At 62.6% G+C, this 15,322-nt stretch carries 13 protein-coding genes; 3 read left to right on the forward strand and 10 right to left on the reverse strand.

Translation table 11 applies throughout. The features are described 5' to 3' along the window. Together ACHAC9_RS22655 and ACHAC9_RS22660 are read right to left on the reverse strand one after the other, a co-directional pair. Positions 1–480 (reverse strand): SRPBCC family protein (locus ACHAC9_RS22655; protein WP_435763744.1); only part of this gene is annotated, 480 nt, incomplete at its 3' end. Between the two features lie 206 nt (positions 481–686). Then, a complete protein-coding gene (locus ACHAC9_RS22660; protein ID WP_435763746.1) occupies positions 687–1,778 on the reverse strand; it encodes a M28 family peptidase in 1,092 nt (363 codons plus the stop codon). A gap of 232 nt (positions 1,779–2,010) precedes the next feature. Between ACHAC9_RS22660 and ACHAC9_RS22665 the strand changes: the two genes are divergently transcribed. Then, positions 2,011–2,976, forward strand: coding sequence for an MBL fold metallo-hydrolase (locus ACHAC9_RS22665; RefSeq protein ID WP_435763748.1), 966 nt, complete (start codon positions 2,011–2,013; stop codon positions 2,974–2,976). Positions 2,977–2,979: 3 nt separating this feature from the next. Here ACHAC9_RS22665 and ACHAC9_RS22670 read toward each other — a convergent pair whose 3' ends face one another. Further along, a complete protein-coding gene (locus ACHAC9_RS22670) occupies positions 2,980–4,260 on the reverse strand; it encodes a family 1 glycosylhydrolase (protein ID WP_435763750.1) in 1,281 nt (426 codons plus the stop codon). Positions 4,261–4,718: 458 nt separating this feature from the next. Between ACHAC9_RS22670 and ACHAC9_RS22675 the strand changes: the two genes are divergently transcribed. Further along, entirely contained in the window at positions 4,719–5,711 is a 993-nt protein-coding gene (locus ACHAC9_RS22675) for a polysaccharide biosynthesis/export family protein (RefSeq protein WP_435763752.1), read from the forward strand. A gap of 16 nt (positions 5,712–5,727) precedes the next feature. Next, positions 5,728–8,013 (forward strand): polysaccharide biosynthesis tyrosine autokinase, encoded by a 2,286-nt coding sequence (locus ACHAC9_RS22680; protein WP_435763754.1) that lies wholly within the window; start codon positions 5,728–5,730, stop codon positions 8,011–8,013. 818 nt (positions 8,014–8,831) lie between these two features. On the opposite strand, the gene ACHAC9_RS22685 is transcribed toward ACHAC9_RS22680, so the two are convergent. From ACHAC9_RS22685 to ACHAC9_RS22715, 7 genes are read right to left on the reverse strand one after another with little or no spacing between them, the layout of a single operon-like run. Next, positions 8,832–10,019, reverse strand: coding sequence for an acyltransferase family protein (locus ACHAC9_RS22685; RefSeq protein WP_435763756.1), 1,188 nt, complete (start codon positions 10,017–10,019; stop codon positions 8,832–8,834). A gap of 36 nt (positions 10,020–10,055) precedes the next feature. After that, positions 10,056–10,658, reverse strand: coding sequence for a phosphatase PAP2 family protein (locus ACHAC9_RS22690; protein WP_435763757.1), 603 nt, complete (start codon positions 10,656–10,658; stop codon positions 10,056–10,058). Between the two features lie 12 nt (positions 10,659–10,670). Continuing rightward, the gene (locus ACHAC9_RS22695) at positions 10,671–11,261 is read right to left on the reverse strand and encodes a sugar transferase (protein ID WP_435763758.1); all 591 of its coding nucleotides are present in this window, start codon (positions 11,259–11,261) and stop codon (positions 10,671–10,673) included. Then, the gene (locus ACHAC9_RS22700) at positions 11,255–12,439 is read right to left on the reverse strand and encodes a DegT/DnrJ/EryC1/StrS family aminotransferase (RefSeq protein ID WP_435763759.1); all 1,185 of its coding nucleotides are present in this window, start codon (positions 12,437–12,439) and stop codon (positions 11,255–11,257) included. The genes ACHAC9_RS22695 and ACHAC9_RS22700 overlap by 7 nt, the downstream gene beginning before the upstream one ends. Before the next feature lie 2 nt (positions 12,440–12,441). Further along, complete coding sequence (locus ACHAC9_RS22705) at positions 12,442–13,686, reverse strand: glycosyltransferase family 4 protein (protein ID WP_435763761.1); 1,245 nt, start codon at positions 13,684–13,686, stop codon at positions 12,442–12,444. Beyond that, positions 13,674–14,462 (reverse strand): hypothetical protein, encoded by a 789-nt coding sequence (locus ACHAC9_RS22710; protein ID WP_435763763.1) that lies wholly within the window; start codon positions 14,460–14,462, stop codon positions 13,674–13,676. Before ACHAC9_RS22710 ends, ACHAC9_RS22705 begins: the two co-directional genes overlap by 13 nt. Then, a complete protein-coding gene (locus tag ACHAC9_RS22715; protein ID WP_435763765.1) occupies positions 14,459–15,151 on the reverse strand; it encodes a hypothetical protein in 693 nt (230 codons plus the stop codon). Before ACHAC9_RS22715 ends, ACHAC9_RS22710 begins: the two co-directional genes overlap by 4 nt. Positions 15,152–15,322: the final 171 nt, after the last annotated feature.

Below are 15,322 nucleotides of genomic sequence, written 5' to 3' on the forward strand. Positions count from 1 at the left end.
TGCCGGTCCGGGTGCCGGATGGGGCGACTTCCGGGCAAACTCCTTCGCCAACACCGCATGCCGGTGCTCGAAGAACAACTTCACGAACCAGCCCACCACCGGCTCGGCCACGCGCGGCCTGAACGTCAGGTTGTCGGTGACAAGGGTGCCGTCCGCCGTCGGCGTGACGATGCGCTCATGACGCCAGGAACGCATCGACAGCAGGGGAGACTGCTCGACGAAACGGCGGCCAGGATCGAGTTCGACGAAGGTCAGCTTCGACATGTCGATCGGGAACAGTCCGAGCAGCAGGAACTTGCACCGGCACAGGGGTTTGTCCAGGGTGGTGTCCTCGCCGATGTGGGTCATTCCCTTCGGGAAGGTGATCTTGAGGACTGGCCACATCTCGGCCTTGATGCCCTTGATTGAGGTTGACCAAGCCCATACTTCCTCGGCGGAAGCAGGTACTGTCGTATTGAATGTGTGTCGCACTATTGCCATCAGGCCTCCGCTGTTCGTAAAGGTATTCTCGACGCGCGTGTGAATTTGGTCCGTTAGCTAGTTCGCAGTTCGTGCAAAGTTTTTGCAAATCAATTGCGGTGTGGCCGAAAGCGTAAAGACGCCCTGGCCAGATCCGCGTTGCCACGCTCCCTACACATGGATGAGCAGTACATGAACAAAAGAGGCCCCTGGCCGGGCCCCCGTCATTATTTCGCGTTACGGCCCTGCCAGATACCGAGGTATTTGGCCGCCTTTGGATTTTTCGCGTTCCATTTCGGCGCCTCGGTACCATTGGCAATCGTCCAGATCGCCAACGCAACGGTACGATCGACTGCAGCCATGTTTTCGTAGTCGATCTTGTCCCAGTGATCGCCTGCGCCGTGGTAGTCGGGGAAGGCATAGGCCACGCTGACCGTGTGCGAAGGGATGCCCTGGTCGGCCAGGGCCTGGTTGTCGCTTTGCGCGAAATACTTGTCGCTGTTGACCGGATGCTTCCAGACACGAATGCCGGTGTCGTCGCCCGCGCTTTTCAGGATCGTCCCGACCTCCGAGAAATCGAAGCCCGTAATGCCGAACGCACGCACTTGCGAGCCCTCGTTGTCGTCGGTGCGCCCGACCTGTTCCAGGTTGATGCCGGCGATCGTCTTCTCGATCGGCACCAGCGGATGGGCGCCGTAGTAGCGCGAACCCACCAGGCCATGCTCTTCACCGAACACGGTCATGAACACGATGCTGCGTTTCGGCCGCGTTTTATTTGCGCTGAACGCCTTGGCCAGCTCGATCACCGACACCGTTCCGCTGCCGTCGTCGTTGGCCCCGTTGAAAATGCCGTCGCCCTGGCCCGGTTTCAGGCCGACATGGTCGTAGTGGGCGGTGACGAGGATATAGCTGTCTTTCAAGACCGGGTCCGAGCCGCGCAGGATGCCGACGACGTTGCGCACCTTCACGGGTGCGGCCGGGGTCGTCGGCGGATTCTTGGCGCGTTTTGGATCGATCAGGTTCCAGTCGGCGGTCTGGAAATAGCCGTCGTCGCCGAGCGGCTCGAGGCCGGCGGCGCGGAACTGCGAGGCGATGAATTCGGCAGCGATGTCCAGTCCGCGCGACGGCGTGCCGCGGCCCTCGAGCGCATCCGATGCCAGGAAGGACAGGTTGCCGCGCATCGATGCGGCCGAGATACGCTCAAGCACAGGTGCGGCATCAACGGGTACGGGAGCGGCGCCTGCCGCGAACGGCAGGGCCAGCGACAGGCCGAGCAGGCCGGGGAGGACGCGGGGAAGCAGGCGTTTGGACAGGAGCATGATGAGGTCGGGTAAGCGTTTAGATTAGTTGATGAAGTAGCAAAGCCGCTCAAGTATATATCTGTGCGCGTTGCACTCGGGAACCAAGTTGAGGCGGTCATCTGATCCGGCTGCCAGGCGATGCTTACTTCGTGTTGTCTGTCTGGAAACGAACGACGTTCAGGTGGTCTTTATGATAACGTCTCGGGACTATGGGCCCGCATTGGCGGGCTCGGCCATTTACGGAGTGTGTATGCGTGTTCAACGTCTGCTGGAAAGTGCCGCCTTGCTGACCGCGTTCGGAATCTGGTTCGCGGGTCCGGCACAATCGCAGAGCCTGCCACAGGCAGCCGTGCCGCAGGGCGATACCTACGCGCTCAAACTGGCCGCCGGCGAGCCGACTGCGGCGAGCGTGCAAACGGGCACCGTGCAATTCATCGGTACCGCGACCGTCCTGATCCGTTACCAGGGCCTGACCATCCTGACCGATCCGAATTTTCTGCACAAGGGAGACCACGTGCACCTGGGCTATGGGCTGACCTCCCAGCGCCAGACCAACCCTGCCATCGAATTCGACAAGCTACCGCCCATTGACCTGGTCATCCTTTCGCACATGCATGACGACCATTTCGACAAGTTGGTGCAGGAGCGCCTGAGTCGCAACACGCCGATCGTCTCCACGCGCGAAGCCAGCGAGAGTCTCAAGCGCCTTGGCTTCCAGCAGCGCTTTGCGCTCTCCGACTGGGACCGGCTTGAAGTCACCAAAGGCGAGACGCGCCTGCGCGTCACGTCGGTGCCGGGACGCCACGGCGCGGCCGGCGTATCCGTGCTGCTGCCGACCGTGATGGGCAGCATGCTCGACTTCGGCGCAAATGCCGACACCCCCGACTACCGCATGTACATCAGCGGCGACACCCTGGTCTACGACGACATCCACACCATTCCCCAGCGTTTCCCGGGCATCGACCTGGCCTTGCTGCACCTGGGCGGCACGCGCATTCTGGGCATGTTCAAGGTGACGATGGATGGCAAGGATGGTGTCCAGATGATGCAGATCGTGAAACCAAAAAAGACGATTCCGATCCATTACAACGACTACGACGTCTTCAAGTCGCCGCTCGCCGAGTTCGCACGCGAGGTCAAGGCTGCGGGGCTGGAGGAGAGCGTCGTTTTCCTGGCGCACGGGGATACGTACACGTTTACACCACGTAAGCCCTGAACACTATCCTAGAATGGCGCCGCTGGCAGGAGACTCGGGGTCGAGCGAGGTGATCTCGCCTCCGAATTCGTGCGGCATGACAACCGGCACCTGCAGGCAGATGCTCTTGGTCGGCAACACGGCTTCCCAGGCCCGGACCAATTCCCGGTAAGCGACACCGACCGGGCGGATCTTGCGCTCCAGGTCGACCAGGCCGAGGGCGTTCACGTTGCCCTTGTTGACCCTTAGCGCGCTGTCCCAGTCGACCTGGTCGGTGAGGGAATACCAGGTGAAGCCGATCAGCGGCACGCCATTGTTACGCACGCGCAGGACGTTCGCCCATTCCTTTTTCAGCCAGTAGACTGCCTCGTCGCCGCCTGGTCCCTGGCACAGATTCGTTTCCGTGTGCATCACCGGCAATCGATAGCGGTTGTAATACTGGTGGGTGATCACGGCGTAACCAAAGATTTCGCCGGCCGCGCGCGTCATGCCGTCGGCCGCGACGTAATGCTCATTGGTCTGGTAGTAATCGTTGCCCATGATGCACTGGTGCTTGAGATTGTGCTGCAGGAAGAAATGGTATTCCTCGCGCCGCATCCCGTTGTCCAACAGGTATTCGTACATCTCGGAATCGACGCGGCGGCCGTAATTCAGGTCCAACGCCAGGAAGCGGCGCGCATTGTTCATCTCGGCCGCTGCGATGGCGTCGGGCGATTCGGCATGGAAGTATTCGGTCGATTCGCTCTGGATGAACAGCGCGTCCGGCCGCACTTTAATGATCGCGTGCATGGCCAGGATATTCGCCTTGACCAGGTGCTTGATCGCGGTCACGAAGGCGCTGTCCGTGCGCAGCTGCTCGTTCCACCAGCCATACAAGCACGAGAACACCGCGCAGATCCACATTTCGTTGATCGGCGTATACATCTGCACCCAGGGATAACGCCGGGCAAACGCGCCGGCGTAATCGGCGAACAGGGCGGGGAAATCCGGGTTCTGGAAATTCCCGATCCAGTCGGGCAGGCCGAAGTGGCACAGGTCGACGATTGGCGCGATGTTGCGGCGCTGCAGGTCGGCGAAGGTGAGGTCGGCAAACTCCCAGTCGAAACGATCCGGGCCGAGAAAAGTGCGGTGCAGGGGTGGGCCATAGCGCAGCACCCGCAAACCGAGTTCCTGTACCAGGTCGAAGTCGCGTCTCCACTGCTGGTAGTGGCCGCACTTCTCGAGCTCGTCCATGCGGACGCGGCCGCCATCGATGGTCGGATTGCTGTTCTCGATCCCGGTCGCAAAAATGAAACCTGCGTGCATGAGCTTGCCTCCGTCGGTATCAGGGCACCATCAGTATTGTCCACCACGGCGCCAATTGCCAGCGCCGATCGCGTCACCACCGCCACCCGTGATCGACAGCGGGCGTACTCAGGTGCCGGGACACTGAAGCTGTTGGAAGAAGTGCGTTGACGCCCGGTGATGTTGCCGTCGGCAATGAAGCAAAGAAACGTGCCACAGCGATCTGCCTGCGCCGGCCTTGCCTGAGCCCGCCGTTTGATATGCAGCAAAGCCGTCTGTGACGGACACCGTACGCTGAGTTAGTCAGCAATAGAACGGCAGTCCATTTCATAGGCAAGGTCATGAATTTTCCAACAGAAATTTTGCGTTGGCGCTTAGTCGCCGCGGCAAGTGTGTTGCTACTGGCCGGCTGCACAACCGGCTTGCAGTTTCGTGGAGAGGACAGCAAGGGAAGCGCCGAGCCTCCGCTACCGACCGAGATGATTACCGAGAAATTGATCGCCGCTGAGAAGGTGGCCACCGCGCAGCAGGGTACCCAGGACCTGTCACGCTTGCTGGTGCCCAATCCCGCGCCCTATACCATTGGGCGAGGCGACGTCCTGTCGATCGTCGTCTGGGATCATCCCGAGCTGGCCGGCGGCGGTATGACAGCCGCCACCGCCGCTGCCGACGCCAACGGCACGAATGCCAGTGCCAGCGCGAACACGCCGCAGCCAGGCTTCGTCGTCGATCACCAGGGACGCATCCAGTTTCCGTTTGCCGGCCTGCTGCCGGTGGAGGGACTGACCGAAGAGGCAGCGCGCGCGCTGCTGACACAAAAGCTCGCGCGCTACATCGCCAACCCGAATATCACGCTGCGGGTCCAGTCCTACCGCAGCAAGCGCGTCTACATCGATGGCGAAGTCAAGCAGCCCGGCCTGCAGGCGATCAACGACATTCCGATGACCCTGGTCGAAGCGCTGAACCGCGCCGGCGGCCTGCTGCCCACCGCCGACCAGAGCCGCATCGCGCTCGAGCGGGGCGAGGCGCGCTACCGCATCAACCTGCGCGACCTGGTACAGAAAGGCATCAATCCCGGCAACGTCATGCTCGCTCCGGGCGACGTCGTACGCGTGCACTCGCGCGACGAAAGCAAGGTGTTCGTCTCCGGCGAAGTCGTCACGCCGAAGGCCCTGACGATGCACAACGGCCGCCTCACGCTGAACGAAGCGCTGGGCGAGACGGGCGGTATCAGCCCGCTGAGCGGCGACGCGCGCCAGATCTACGTCGTGCGCAAGACTCCCGATCGCACGCGCGTATTCCAGCTCGACGCCCGGCTGGCCGGTTCCCTTGCCATGGCCGAGTCGTTCGAACTGCGGCCGAAGGACGTGGTTTACGTCGCCGCCTCGCCGCTGGCGAACTGGAACCGCCACCTCAGCTTGCTGTTCCCTGGCGCGCTCACCTCCGCGGTCGGCGTCACCAATCGCCCGTGAGCATCGGAGACCACCCATGACCAAGCCCGCCGACCACCACCTGCCGCTGACCCATGTGGTCCACAGCCCGCCAATCCTGAGCGTTCCGTTCGATCCGCGTCCTCCGCTCACCGCCGCCGACGAGCCGACGGTCGATTTGAAAGGGCATTTTAATACCCTGTACGACAACCGCTGGCTGATCGGCGGCATCACGGCGCTAATCACGCTCATTGCGGTGCTGTACGCGCTCGTGGCCAAACCGGTCTACGAAGCCAACCTGATGATCCACGTCGAGGAGGAAAGCCCGAATGCCTCGAAGAACATCCTGAGCGAGGCGTCCTCGCTGTTCGAAACAAAGAAGGCCGCCATTGCCGAGATGGAACTGCTGCGCTCGCGCATGGTCGTCTCGCAGGCCGTCGACAACCTGCAGCTCTACATCGAGGTCCAGCCCAAATATTTTCCGGTGGTTGGCTTCTGGTTCGCGAACCAGAATAACGGCGCGCTCTCGAGCCCCGGCCTGTTCGGCTACGGCGGCTATATCTGGGGCGGCGAAAAGGCCGACGTCACGGTCTTCGACGTGCCGGAGAGCTGGCTCAACCGCGAGTTCGTCATCACAGCGCGCGGCATCAACCGCTACCATTTTTCCGGGGGCGGTCAGCGACTTGCGTTCGACGGCACGGTCGGCCAGCGCTACCGGGTGCCGACGCCGGACGGCATCATGGAAATCAAGGTCGACCGCCTGTACGCCAATCCCGGCGCGCGTTTCCGCCTCACGCGCAAGTCGCGCCTGGGCACCATCCAGGCGATCCAGACGGCGATGGTGATCACCGAGCAGGGCAAGCAGTCGGGCGTGATCGAGGTCAAGCTGCAGGGCGAGAACGCCAAGCGCATCAACGCCTTGCTCAGCGAAATCGGCCGCGAATACATGCGCCAGAACCTTGCGCGCAAGACCGAGGAAGCGGAAAAGTCGCTTGCCTTCCTGAACAAGCAACTGCCGATCCTGAAGCGCCAGCTGGAGCAATCCGAAGACCGCTACAACCAGTTCCGCAACTCGCACGGCACCGTCGATCTGCGTGAGGAGGCGCGCGTGAGCCTGGCGCAGGCCACGGCGGCACGCTCGCGCCGCATCGAGCTGCTGCAAAAGAAAACCGAGCTGCTGGCCCGTTTTACCGAAGACCATCCGATCGTGGCGGCGATCAACCGCCAGCGCAAGGAAGTCGATGCCGAGATCGAAGAGATCGCCGCGCGCATCAGGACCCTGCCGGTGCTTGAACAGGACGAAGCCAGGCTGACGCGCGACATCAAGGTCAATACCGACCTGTACACAGCACTGTCGAACACGGCGCAGCAGCTGCGCCTTATTTCGGTCGGCCGCGTCAGCAACGTGCGCCTGGTCGATGCGCCGATCGCACCCGAAAAGCCGCTCAAGCCGAATCGCCCGCTGATCGTCGCGCTGGCCGTGATCACCGGGCTGTTCCTGGGCACGCTGCTCGCGTTCGCGCGCAAAGCTTTGCAGGGCGGTATCGACGATCCGCAGAAAATCGAGCGCCTGCTCAACGCGCGCGTCGTCTACGCGTCCATTCCGCACAGCGGCAACCAGGACAAGTTGCTGCGCAAGGCGCGCGGCGAGACGGCGCCGCTGCCCTTGCTAGCCCAGATCATGCCCGAGGATCCCGCCGTGGAAAGCCTGCGCAGTTTCCGCGCCGCGCTGCAGTTCTCGATGCCCCATTTTAAGAACAACATTGTCATGTTCGCGGGGCCCACGCGCTCGCTCGGCAAATCCTTTGTCGCCGCCAATTTCGCCGCCGTCATGGCGTCGAGCGGCAAACGCGTGTTGCTGATCGACGCAGACTTGCGCAACGGTCATCTGCACCGCTATTTCGGCATCGGGCGCGAGCGCGGTTTATCGCGCTCGATCATCGGCTCGATGCCGGTGGAAGACATCATCCACCACGATGTCATGGATAACCTCGACTTCATCCCGACCGGCGAGCTGCCGCCGAACCGCTCCGAATTCCTGCTGCACCTGAACTTCGGGGCCTTGCTCGAATCGGTCAGTAGCCGCTACGACCTGGTCCTGCTCGATCCACCGCCGGTGCTGTCGGTTGCCGACGCGCTCATCATCGGCGCTCATGTCGGCGCGGTGTTCATCGTCGCGCGAGCCGGGGTGACGACCGAAGGCCAGATCAACGAATCGGTCAAGCGATTGAACCACGCGGGCATTTCGCCGCAGGGCGTACTCTTCAATGACATGGCCTTGCGGCTTGGCTCGAGCGCGGCGCAATACGGCGCGACTGCAGCGCAGATCGGCTATGTTTCATAGCGCGAGGCAAAAGGCTGGGTCCTTCATCTTCGCCGCGAGGAATCGCCCTTGGCCGCCCCCTGAATTGGCGCGCGCATGAATCGAAGCGCGTCGAGTTGGCGCCCGGTATTCAGGTCAGGGACTGGAATATCTGGCCGTGCACAAACTTATCGACCGGTCATCGGCCACTACGTGTTTGTACCGGCGGCGCCCAGTCGCCAAGCCATCATGCGCGGCGCCCAGCGCAATACCAGGCCGCGTGTTCCAGCCTTCAAAAGATAACTGACCGGGTTTGACCGCTGTCGGCCACGCCAGCACGGTCGCGTCCGCCCCGCCGCTTTCGCCCCAGTTCCGGGCAGGACAGCCATCAGCGCCAACACGGCCGGCTTGTCCCTGCATGCTGACAGGGGCGCTGGCATCGATAATGATTGGCGCCCGGAGTCCATCGCGCCGTGATCTGAGCCACAGGCATCCACTGGCGCGCTGCCTGATGTTTTTCCAATCCTGAACGGAGTAACAGGCAGCAGCCGGTGTTGTCGCTTGGCTGTCCTTGTGCCTTGGGAAGAGCGATGGGGATTCGCAGTCACCGCTCGACGGCTTGTGCGAACTGTAAACGGCAGGGCGGCGCGCTGGCGGTGGTGTCAGGAAGTGAGCACGAAGCGACCACCAATGGATAAGAACAGACGTTCTGCTGTTAGCCAGCCTGGGCGGCGCCAGGCCGGTGCGGCATTGCAGTCGGGGCGTCGCTACAAGCTTGCACCTTGCACCGTGCGGCCCCGGACCAGGGTCGCCGACACATGCCGATGCTGGGCCTGTGTCGGGCTAATGCAAAGGCTGGTTTAGTCGGCCGAGAAAATGATCGGCGTCGACGGCTTGGCAGCGTTAGGCAGAAGTAGCCCCTTCGCGAGGCGGCGTACGCGGTACGTATTGCGTTCGAAGAGAAGGTACGAGAGGTAGCCCGTTCCCATCAGGATTGCCAGCATGGCGAAGTAGATCGCAAAGTCGGTTGCGCTGGCTGGATCAAGCTCTTCGCGCCCGAATTGGGTGCGCCCGATATGCTGAATCAAGTCGATTACCGGTACGTGCAGGACATACAGCGTGAACGAAAACTCGGATAACCATTTTCCGAAGGTGCCGACGCGCTGCAGGAAAACCGAGGGGCCGATCGGGGTGTTCATGGCTGCGAGCAGGACGACGACGGGCAGGGTGCAGATCAGGTCCTGGCCAAACGATTCCGGGAGGATGTCGTCGTTCAACCCGTTGATCCGGTAGTACACGGACACGCCCATGGCGACGGCCAGCAAGAACATGCGTGCACCAAAGTTGCTGTCGACGCGAATGCGGGAGAACGCGGCGCCCAGCAGCCAGATCCCGAAATACAGGTTCATCACATACGGGAGATAGGCGAAGCTGAGTGCCAGCAAGGCGGCACAGGCAGCTTGTTGAAGCAGGCCGCGGCCGGTGAAAATCAGGAGCAGCAAGGGGAATTGGATGTAATACCAGGTCTCATTCGCCAGGCTCCACAGCGGGTAATTGCCCCCGAAGCGCTCGACGACGATCGTCTGCAGGCCCAGCACGTTGCCGATGAACGTGCCGGCCGAGTACTCGCCCGCTGCACCGAAGCCGGCCGGTTCAAGGGTTGCGGCACCGGTGAACAGCCCAATGCCGATCATGATGAAGAACGTGGGGACGAGCACGGTCCACAGGCGTGTCGCGCGGTCGATCGCATACGAGCGCAGGGCGCGTGGCTGGCCGATCTTGTTGAGCAGGCTGCCCCCGACGAGCCAACCGCTAATGAGGAAAAATACCATCACGGCCTGGTGCGCAAAGCCGGTGAAGAATGCCAACGCCATATAGGCGAGTCCCGGTTCGTCGAGCTCGCGTACGCCCGGATAGATTTCGGCGCGCAGGTGCGCGGCGGCGACCTGCAACGAGGCGACGCCCCGAAGCAGGTTCATCAGCAGCGATTGCATCGAGTCGTCGCTGAGCTGGCTCTGTCGCTGCCAATGGAAGGAAAGGGCACGCATGTCGTTCTCCTGTCGAATTGAAAAGTGTGGTGCCGGTCAGCCGCAGCTATCCCAGCGAAACGGGTAACGGTTGCCCGACAATGCCAGGGCAACCTTGATCATCCAGTAGCCGACCTGTGCCTGTTGCATGGCCCAGGCCGTTGCAGCGTAGGCGAGCAGGCCCGATGCCAGGCCGGTCAGGAGGGACGGCGTCCGCGTTGTACGTGCGATCCTGAGCATGCTGCAACTGGCGGCGGCCCCGATGAGCCAGCCAGCGCAAGCCTCCGCTGCCGTATGTTCGCCGGTCGCCACCAGCACGGCCGCCAGCGCCGCCCCAAGCAGCAGGCCGGCCGCGGCCCCGATGGCGGCGGCGGGCGCGGGGCAGCGCTGCAGCACCAGGTAAAACAGCACCGGGAACACCGTCGTCGCGCCGGCGGCGTGGCCACTGAACGCCTGGAACCGTAGTGCCGGGATGCCGGTGCCCCAGCCGAGAAAGGCGACCTTGCTGGTGCCGACGATCGCCAGTGCCGCGGCAAACAGCAACAGCCAACGCCCAGCGGCGCGCCAGTCGCGCGCCGCTAACAGCCAAGCGGCGATGGCGATGGCTAGCGGCAGCGTCAGCAGCAGGTTGCCGAGGTGGAGGAAAGCGGCCGAGGACATGGCGCAAGCGCGTCAGCGTGCAATAGCGCACAGGGTGCGCAAGATGATGCGCAAGTCGACCCAAAACGTGCGTTCGCGGACATAGCGCAGGTAATACTCGAGCTTGGTGGGCAAGATGGTGTCGATGTAAGCCTGTTCGGGATCGAGCGCCTGGCCCAGGATGGCGTTCTCGTCCTTGAACAGGATTGAGGCCCAGTCAGTGACGCCCGGCTTGACCGACAGCACCAACTCGCGTTCGAGAGGCGGATAACAGGCGACATAACGCGGCACTTCCGGGCGCGGACCCACCAGGCTCATGGTGCCGTGGATGACGTTGAACAGCTGCGGCAGTTCGTCGAGCTTGTACTTGCGTAGAAAGTGGCCGGCGCGCGTAATGCGCGGGTCGCGTCCGACGGTCAGCAGGCGCTGCGGGTCGGTCTGGCCGGACATCGTGCGAAATTTCAGGATATCGAACAGCGCGCCGCGCCAGCCAACCCGTACCTGGCGAAACAGCACCGGGCCGGGGGAGTCGAGCCGGATCCAGAGTGCGATTGCAGCCAGGAGCGGCGACAACAGCAGCACGCCGATGGCGGCGGCGCACAGGTCGAAGGTGCGCTTTAACATGACAGCAGCGTATGCAGGGCATGGATGACGCGCTCCTGGTCGGCATCACGCATGCGGGTGTACAGGGGCAGCGTGAGCATCGCGTCGAAGGCGGCTTCGGCGACCGGGAAACGGCCAGGATCAGAGACACAGTTCTCGCGCCAGTAAGGCTGACGGTGCAACGGGATGAAGTGCACGCTGGTGCCGATGCCCAGTTGCGACAGCCTCACGATGAGCTCGTCACGGCGCAGCGGTGCGTTCTCTTGCAGGCGAACGACGTACAAGTGCCAGGCGTGGGTGCTGTCGCCTTCGGGACGGGGCGGCAGGATCAGCGGCAGTCCCGCCAGCGCGGCGTCGTAGCGTGCCGCCAGCAGCTGGCGCTGCGCCAGGAAGCGGTCGATCTTGCGCAGTTGCTCGATGCCGATGGCTGCCGCGATATCGGTGAGGTTGTACTTGAAACCGGCCGCCACGACTTCGTAGAACCAGGCCGGCGTCTTCGAAACGTAGCGGTCGAAGGCATCCTGGCTGATGCCGTGCAAGCGCATCAGGCGTATGCGCCGTGCCAGCTCGGGGTCGCGCACCACGACCATTCCGCCTTCGCCGGTGGTCATGGTCTTGTTCGCATAGAAGCTGAAGACCGTGATGTCGCTTTCGAGCGTTCCCACAAGCCGGCCCTGGTAGCGGGTAGGGAAGGCGTGCGCGGCATCTTCGACCACGCGCAGGCCATGTCGCCGCGCGAGCCCAAGCAGGGCGTCCATGTCGCACGCCATGCCGGCGTAGTGCACCGGGACGATGGCGCGCGTGCGCGGCGTGATCGCGGCTTCGACGGCCTCCGGGTCCATGTTCAGGGTATGGTTATCGACGTCGACCAGCACCGGCTGTGCGCCCAGGTAGCGCACGACTTCGGCGGTGGCGGTGAAGGTCAGGGTGGGCACGATGACCTCGTCGCCCGGCCCGATTCCGAGACTCTCCAGCGCCAGGTGCAGGCCGGCGGTGGCCGAATTGACCGAAATCGTTTGCACGTCGGCGCCGAGGTAGTCGCGAAAGGCTGCCTCGAAGCGGCGCGCCGTGGGGCCTGTGGTCACCCAACCCGAGCGCAGGCATTCCACCACCGCGGCGATTTCCTCCTCGCCGATATCGGGCAGGGCGAACGGCAAGAATGGTGCGACGGCTGTTTCGGCAAGCTGGTGGTCATCCATGATCAGTCTCCTGCGCAGGCAGTCAAAAATCGTTTCCCGAGTACCGGGTAGGTAAGGTTGTCGAGGGCATAGCGCTGGCCGCGCCGCCCCATCGCTTCGCGCTCGGCCGCGTCCGTGTTGGTCAACTGCACGATGGCTGCCGCCAGCGCCTGCGGGTCGTCGGGCGCGAGCGTGATGCCGCACTGGGCGTCGGCAACCGGGTCGTTGCCGGCGTCGACTGCGTGCAGCACCGGGCGGGCCGCCATCATGTAGTCGATCAGCTTGTTCGGCGCAATGCCGAAGCGGTACAGCGGCTGGCGCTGCCAGCCGATATAGGCGAGGTCGAAGCGGTTCAACAGTGCTGGTACCTGGTGTTTCGGGACCGGGTCGAGAAAGTGCACGTTTTCCAGGCCCATCGCCAGGGCACGCAGTTGCAGGCGCTGTTTTTCGGGTCCGACGCCTGCCAGCACGAAGGCGACGCGCCGCCCGCGCAGCAGCACTGCCGCGTCCAGCAGGGTGTCGAGGGCGTTCGCCAGTCCATGGGTGCCGGCATAGCCGACGATGCAATCGGCCGTGGCGCGGGCCTTGGCGAGTGCGCTTTCGGCCTGCGCCGCCAGCGCCGTGTCGGCTTCCAGCCACTCGGCAGGATCGGCGCCGTTCGGAACGATATGCAGCTTGTGCGGCGCCATGCCGTGCGCCTCCAGGTGGGCGCGCACTTTCGGCAGGATCGAGACGACTGCATCGGCGTGGCGGCAGGCGTAGTTTTCCGCCGCCTGCAGCAGCATGATGAAGGGGTGCCAGCGCGAGTATCCACCCAGCTCCATTGGCGAGAGCGGCCACAGGTCGTGTACTTCGAACAGCAGGCGGGCGCCGGCCAGGCGTGCAATCCGGTGCGCGGGCCAGATGTCGAGCGGATAGGTGCTCGACGCAATCACTACGTCGGGCCGTTCGCTACGCGCCAGCGCGCGGCCTTCACGCACCAGGCGCCACACGAAGCTGAGCATGTTGAGAATGCGCTTAACCCCGTTGCCGCGATAGGCGGGCGTGGCGAACCAGGTGTAGTCGATCCCGTCGATGTTCTGCTCGAACCTGTCACGGCCGCCCATGTCGGGCGCCTGGGCGCGGATGTGCGATTGCGATGACGCGACGATACGTACGCGGTGCCCCTGCCGTACCCATTCGCGCGCCAGGTAATAGGGCCTGAACTCCATGCCATGGCGCACCGAACCGGCGTAATGATTGATCAGGAGGATGTTCAGGCGCGCCATGAGATCTCCTCGGCCAGACGCCGCAGGTTGCAGCGCGTCGTTTCCACCCAATTGGTTTCCCACTGGAGCGGATGGGTCAGGAAACAGATGCGGTCGTAGCGGCCGAGCGCTTCGAACGGCGAGAGCGGCGTGTAGTAGTGCGGATGCTCGCGGTCGCTGATGTACATGTCGAAGTGACGCAGCAATTCGTTGTCGTAGGACTCGCACTCGATACCGCAGCGACGCCGCAGTTCGGGATCGCGCAGCAATTCGTGGTTGATGACCTTCAGGCGGCGGTTGGCGAAATCGCCATGGCTGGCGACCGTCACCATCTGCATTCCAAGGCGTTCGGCGATGCTCTGAAAATTGCGCATGAACTGGTCGCGAATTTCGGGGAAGCGGCGCCGGATTTCTTCTGAGCAGCGAATCCGGTGACGCTTGGCGTAATCGGCCACTTCCTCATAGTGGTAGCTCGCTTCGCTTCCGGCGGCTTCGATCTCGCGCATGAAGCCGAAATCGAGGGTAGTTAGGCGGAAGTAGTAACTGGCCTTGACGCCGTACCTGGCCTCGAGCGCAAACATCTTTTTTGCCGTGCGCAAATCACTGTCGATGTCGTGACGATGCACCAGCACCTTGCGCGGCCCAGTGCCGGAAGGAGCCGCCAGCGCGCGATAGAAACTGCGCACGGACAGCTGCATGTAGCCGCCATCGCGGGCCCGTTCGAGCAGGGCCTGGTACTGGCCCAGCCGCGACGGCATCAGGTAGTCGGCATAGAGCCGGTTCAGGAGACTGATCATTGAAGGGCGTACTTCGCACGGTAGGGACGGAAACCGAGGATCTTCTTGAACGTCTGCAGGCCGGGCTGGGCGCCGAAGAAGGTGTCATACATGAGGTAGCGCACGCGCTGCTCGCCGATCAGCTCTGACACGATATCGACCACCATCATGTGCATGATGCCGTCATTGTTCCGGATGCCCATCATTTGGGAGAAAGCGGCGAAATTGCCGTAGTGGCCGAGATTGGCATAAGCCACCATCCGCCCCTCGGGGTTGAATACCCCGTAATAACGGAAATGCTGGAGCGTATCGAAATGCGACTGCTTTTCCCGGTACTTCGCATCCATCGGCCGCCCCTGGCGTTCCTCCATGGATGTATTGATGGCATGAATATCGTCGATATAGGCATTGCGGTCGATGTGGCGCAACTGGTAACCGCGGCCGCGCGCGCGCTTCGCATGATAAGCGCCAGCGTTCTTTCCCTTGATAAGCTCCAGGTATTGCTCTTCGCGATTAAGTCCATTCAGGTCGAGCAGCGCTGCGCCGACGGTTTTATTGCGGATGAGCTTGTACCGCGGATGCGGCTTGGTGTAATAACGGTAGGTTGCCCGGATGTCCGCAGGGTCGAGCGCTTCATTAAAATGCAGTTCGGCCACGGGTAGACGCAAAATTTCAGTGAGCAGCTTGTAGTGGTGAGAAATAGGTTTCATGTTGTATGCCCGACGATGTGAGATACACAATAAGACCGGTTGATCAGATGCTTATTGAAACGGATTAAATATGGCGATATCTGAAGAAAAATATTTGCAGTTTTACGCAGTGTACAAAGCGATTTCCAAAACGAATTTATTACTGCTGGAAATTGTTTTACTTGGTTTCCG

It is taken from the genome of Massilia sp. CMS3.1 (genome assembly GCF_051262535.1).
GTDB lineage: Bacteria > Pseudomonadota > Gammaproteobacteria > Burkholderiales > Burkholderiaceae_D > Telluria.

Bases quoted from the DNA above. Each gene is read 5' to 3' on its own strand.
- ACHAC9_RS22695 (WP_435763758.1), bottom strand. From the start codon at position 11,261: ATGTTAAAGCGCACCTTCGACCTGTGCGCCGCCGCCATCGGCGTGCTG.
- ACHAC9_RS22710 (WP_435763763.1), bottom strand. From the start codon at position 14,462: ATGATCAGTCTCCTGAACCGGCTCTATGCCGACTACCTGATGCCGTCG.
- ACHAC9_RS22660 (WP_435763746.1), bottom strand. From the start codon at position 1,778: ATGCTCCTGTCCAAACGCCTGCTTCCCCGCGTCCTCCCCGGCCTGCTC.
- ACHAC9_RS22705 (WP_435763761.1), bottom strand. From the start codon at position 13,686: ATGGCGCGCCTGAACATCCTCCTGATCAATCATTACGCCGGTTCGGTG.
- ACHAC9_RS22670 (WP_435763750.1), bottom strand. From the start codon at position 4,260: ATGCACGCAGGTTTCATTTTTGCGACCGGGATCGAGAACAGCAATCCG.
- ACHAC9_RS22715 (WP_435763765.1), bottom strand. From the start codon at position 15,151: ATGAAACCTATTTCTCACCACTACAAGCTGCTCACTGAAATTTTGCGT.
- ACHAC9_RS22680 (WP_435763754.1), top strand. From the start codon at position 5,728: ATGACCAAGCCCGCCGACCACCACCTGCCGCTGACCCATGTGGTCCAC.
- ACHAC9_RS22675 (WP_435763752.1), top strand. From the start codon at position 4,719: ATGATTACCGAGAAATTGATCGCCGCTGAGAAGGTGGCCACCGCGCAG.
- ACHAC9_RS22665 (WP_435763748.1), top strand. From the start codon at position 2,011: ATGCGTGTTCAACGTCTGCTGGAAAGTGCCGCCTTGCTGACCGCGTTC.
- ACHAC9_RS22690 (WP_435763757.1), bottom strand. From the start codon at position 10,658: ATGTCCTCGGCCGCTTTCCTCCACCTCGGCAACCTGCTGCTGACGCTG.
- ACHAC9_RS22685 (WP_435763756.1), bottom strand. From the start codon at position 10,019: ATGCGTGCCCTTTCCTTCCATTGGCAGCGACAGAGCCAGCTCAGCGAC.
- ACHAC9_RS22700 (WP_435763759.1), bottom strand. From the start codon at position 12,439: ATGGATGACCACCAGCTTGCCGAAACAGCCGTCGCACCATTCTTGCCG.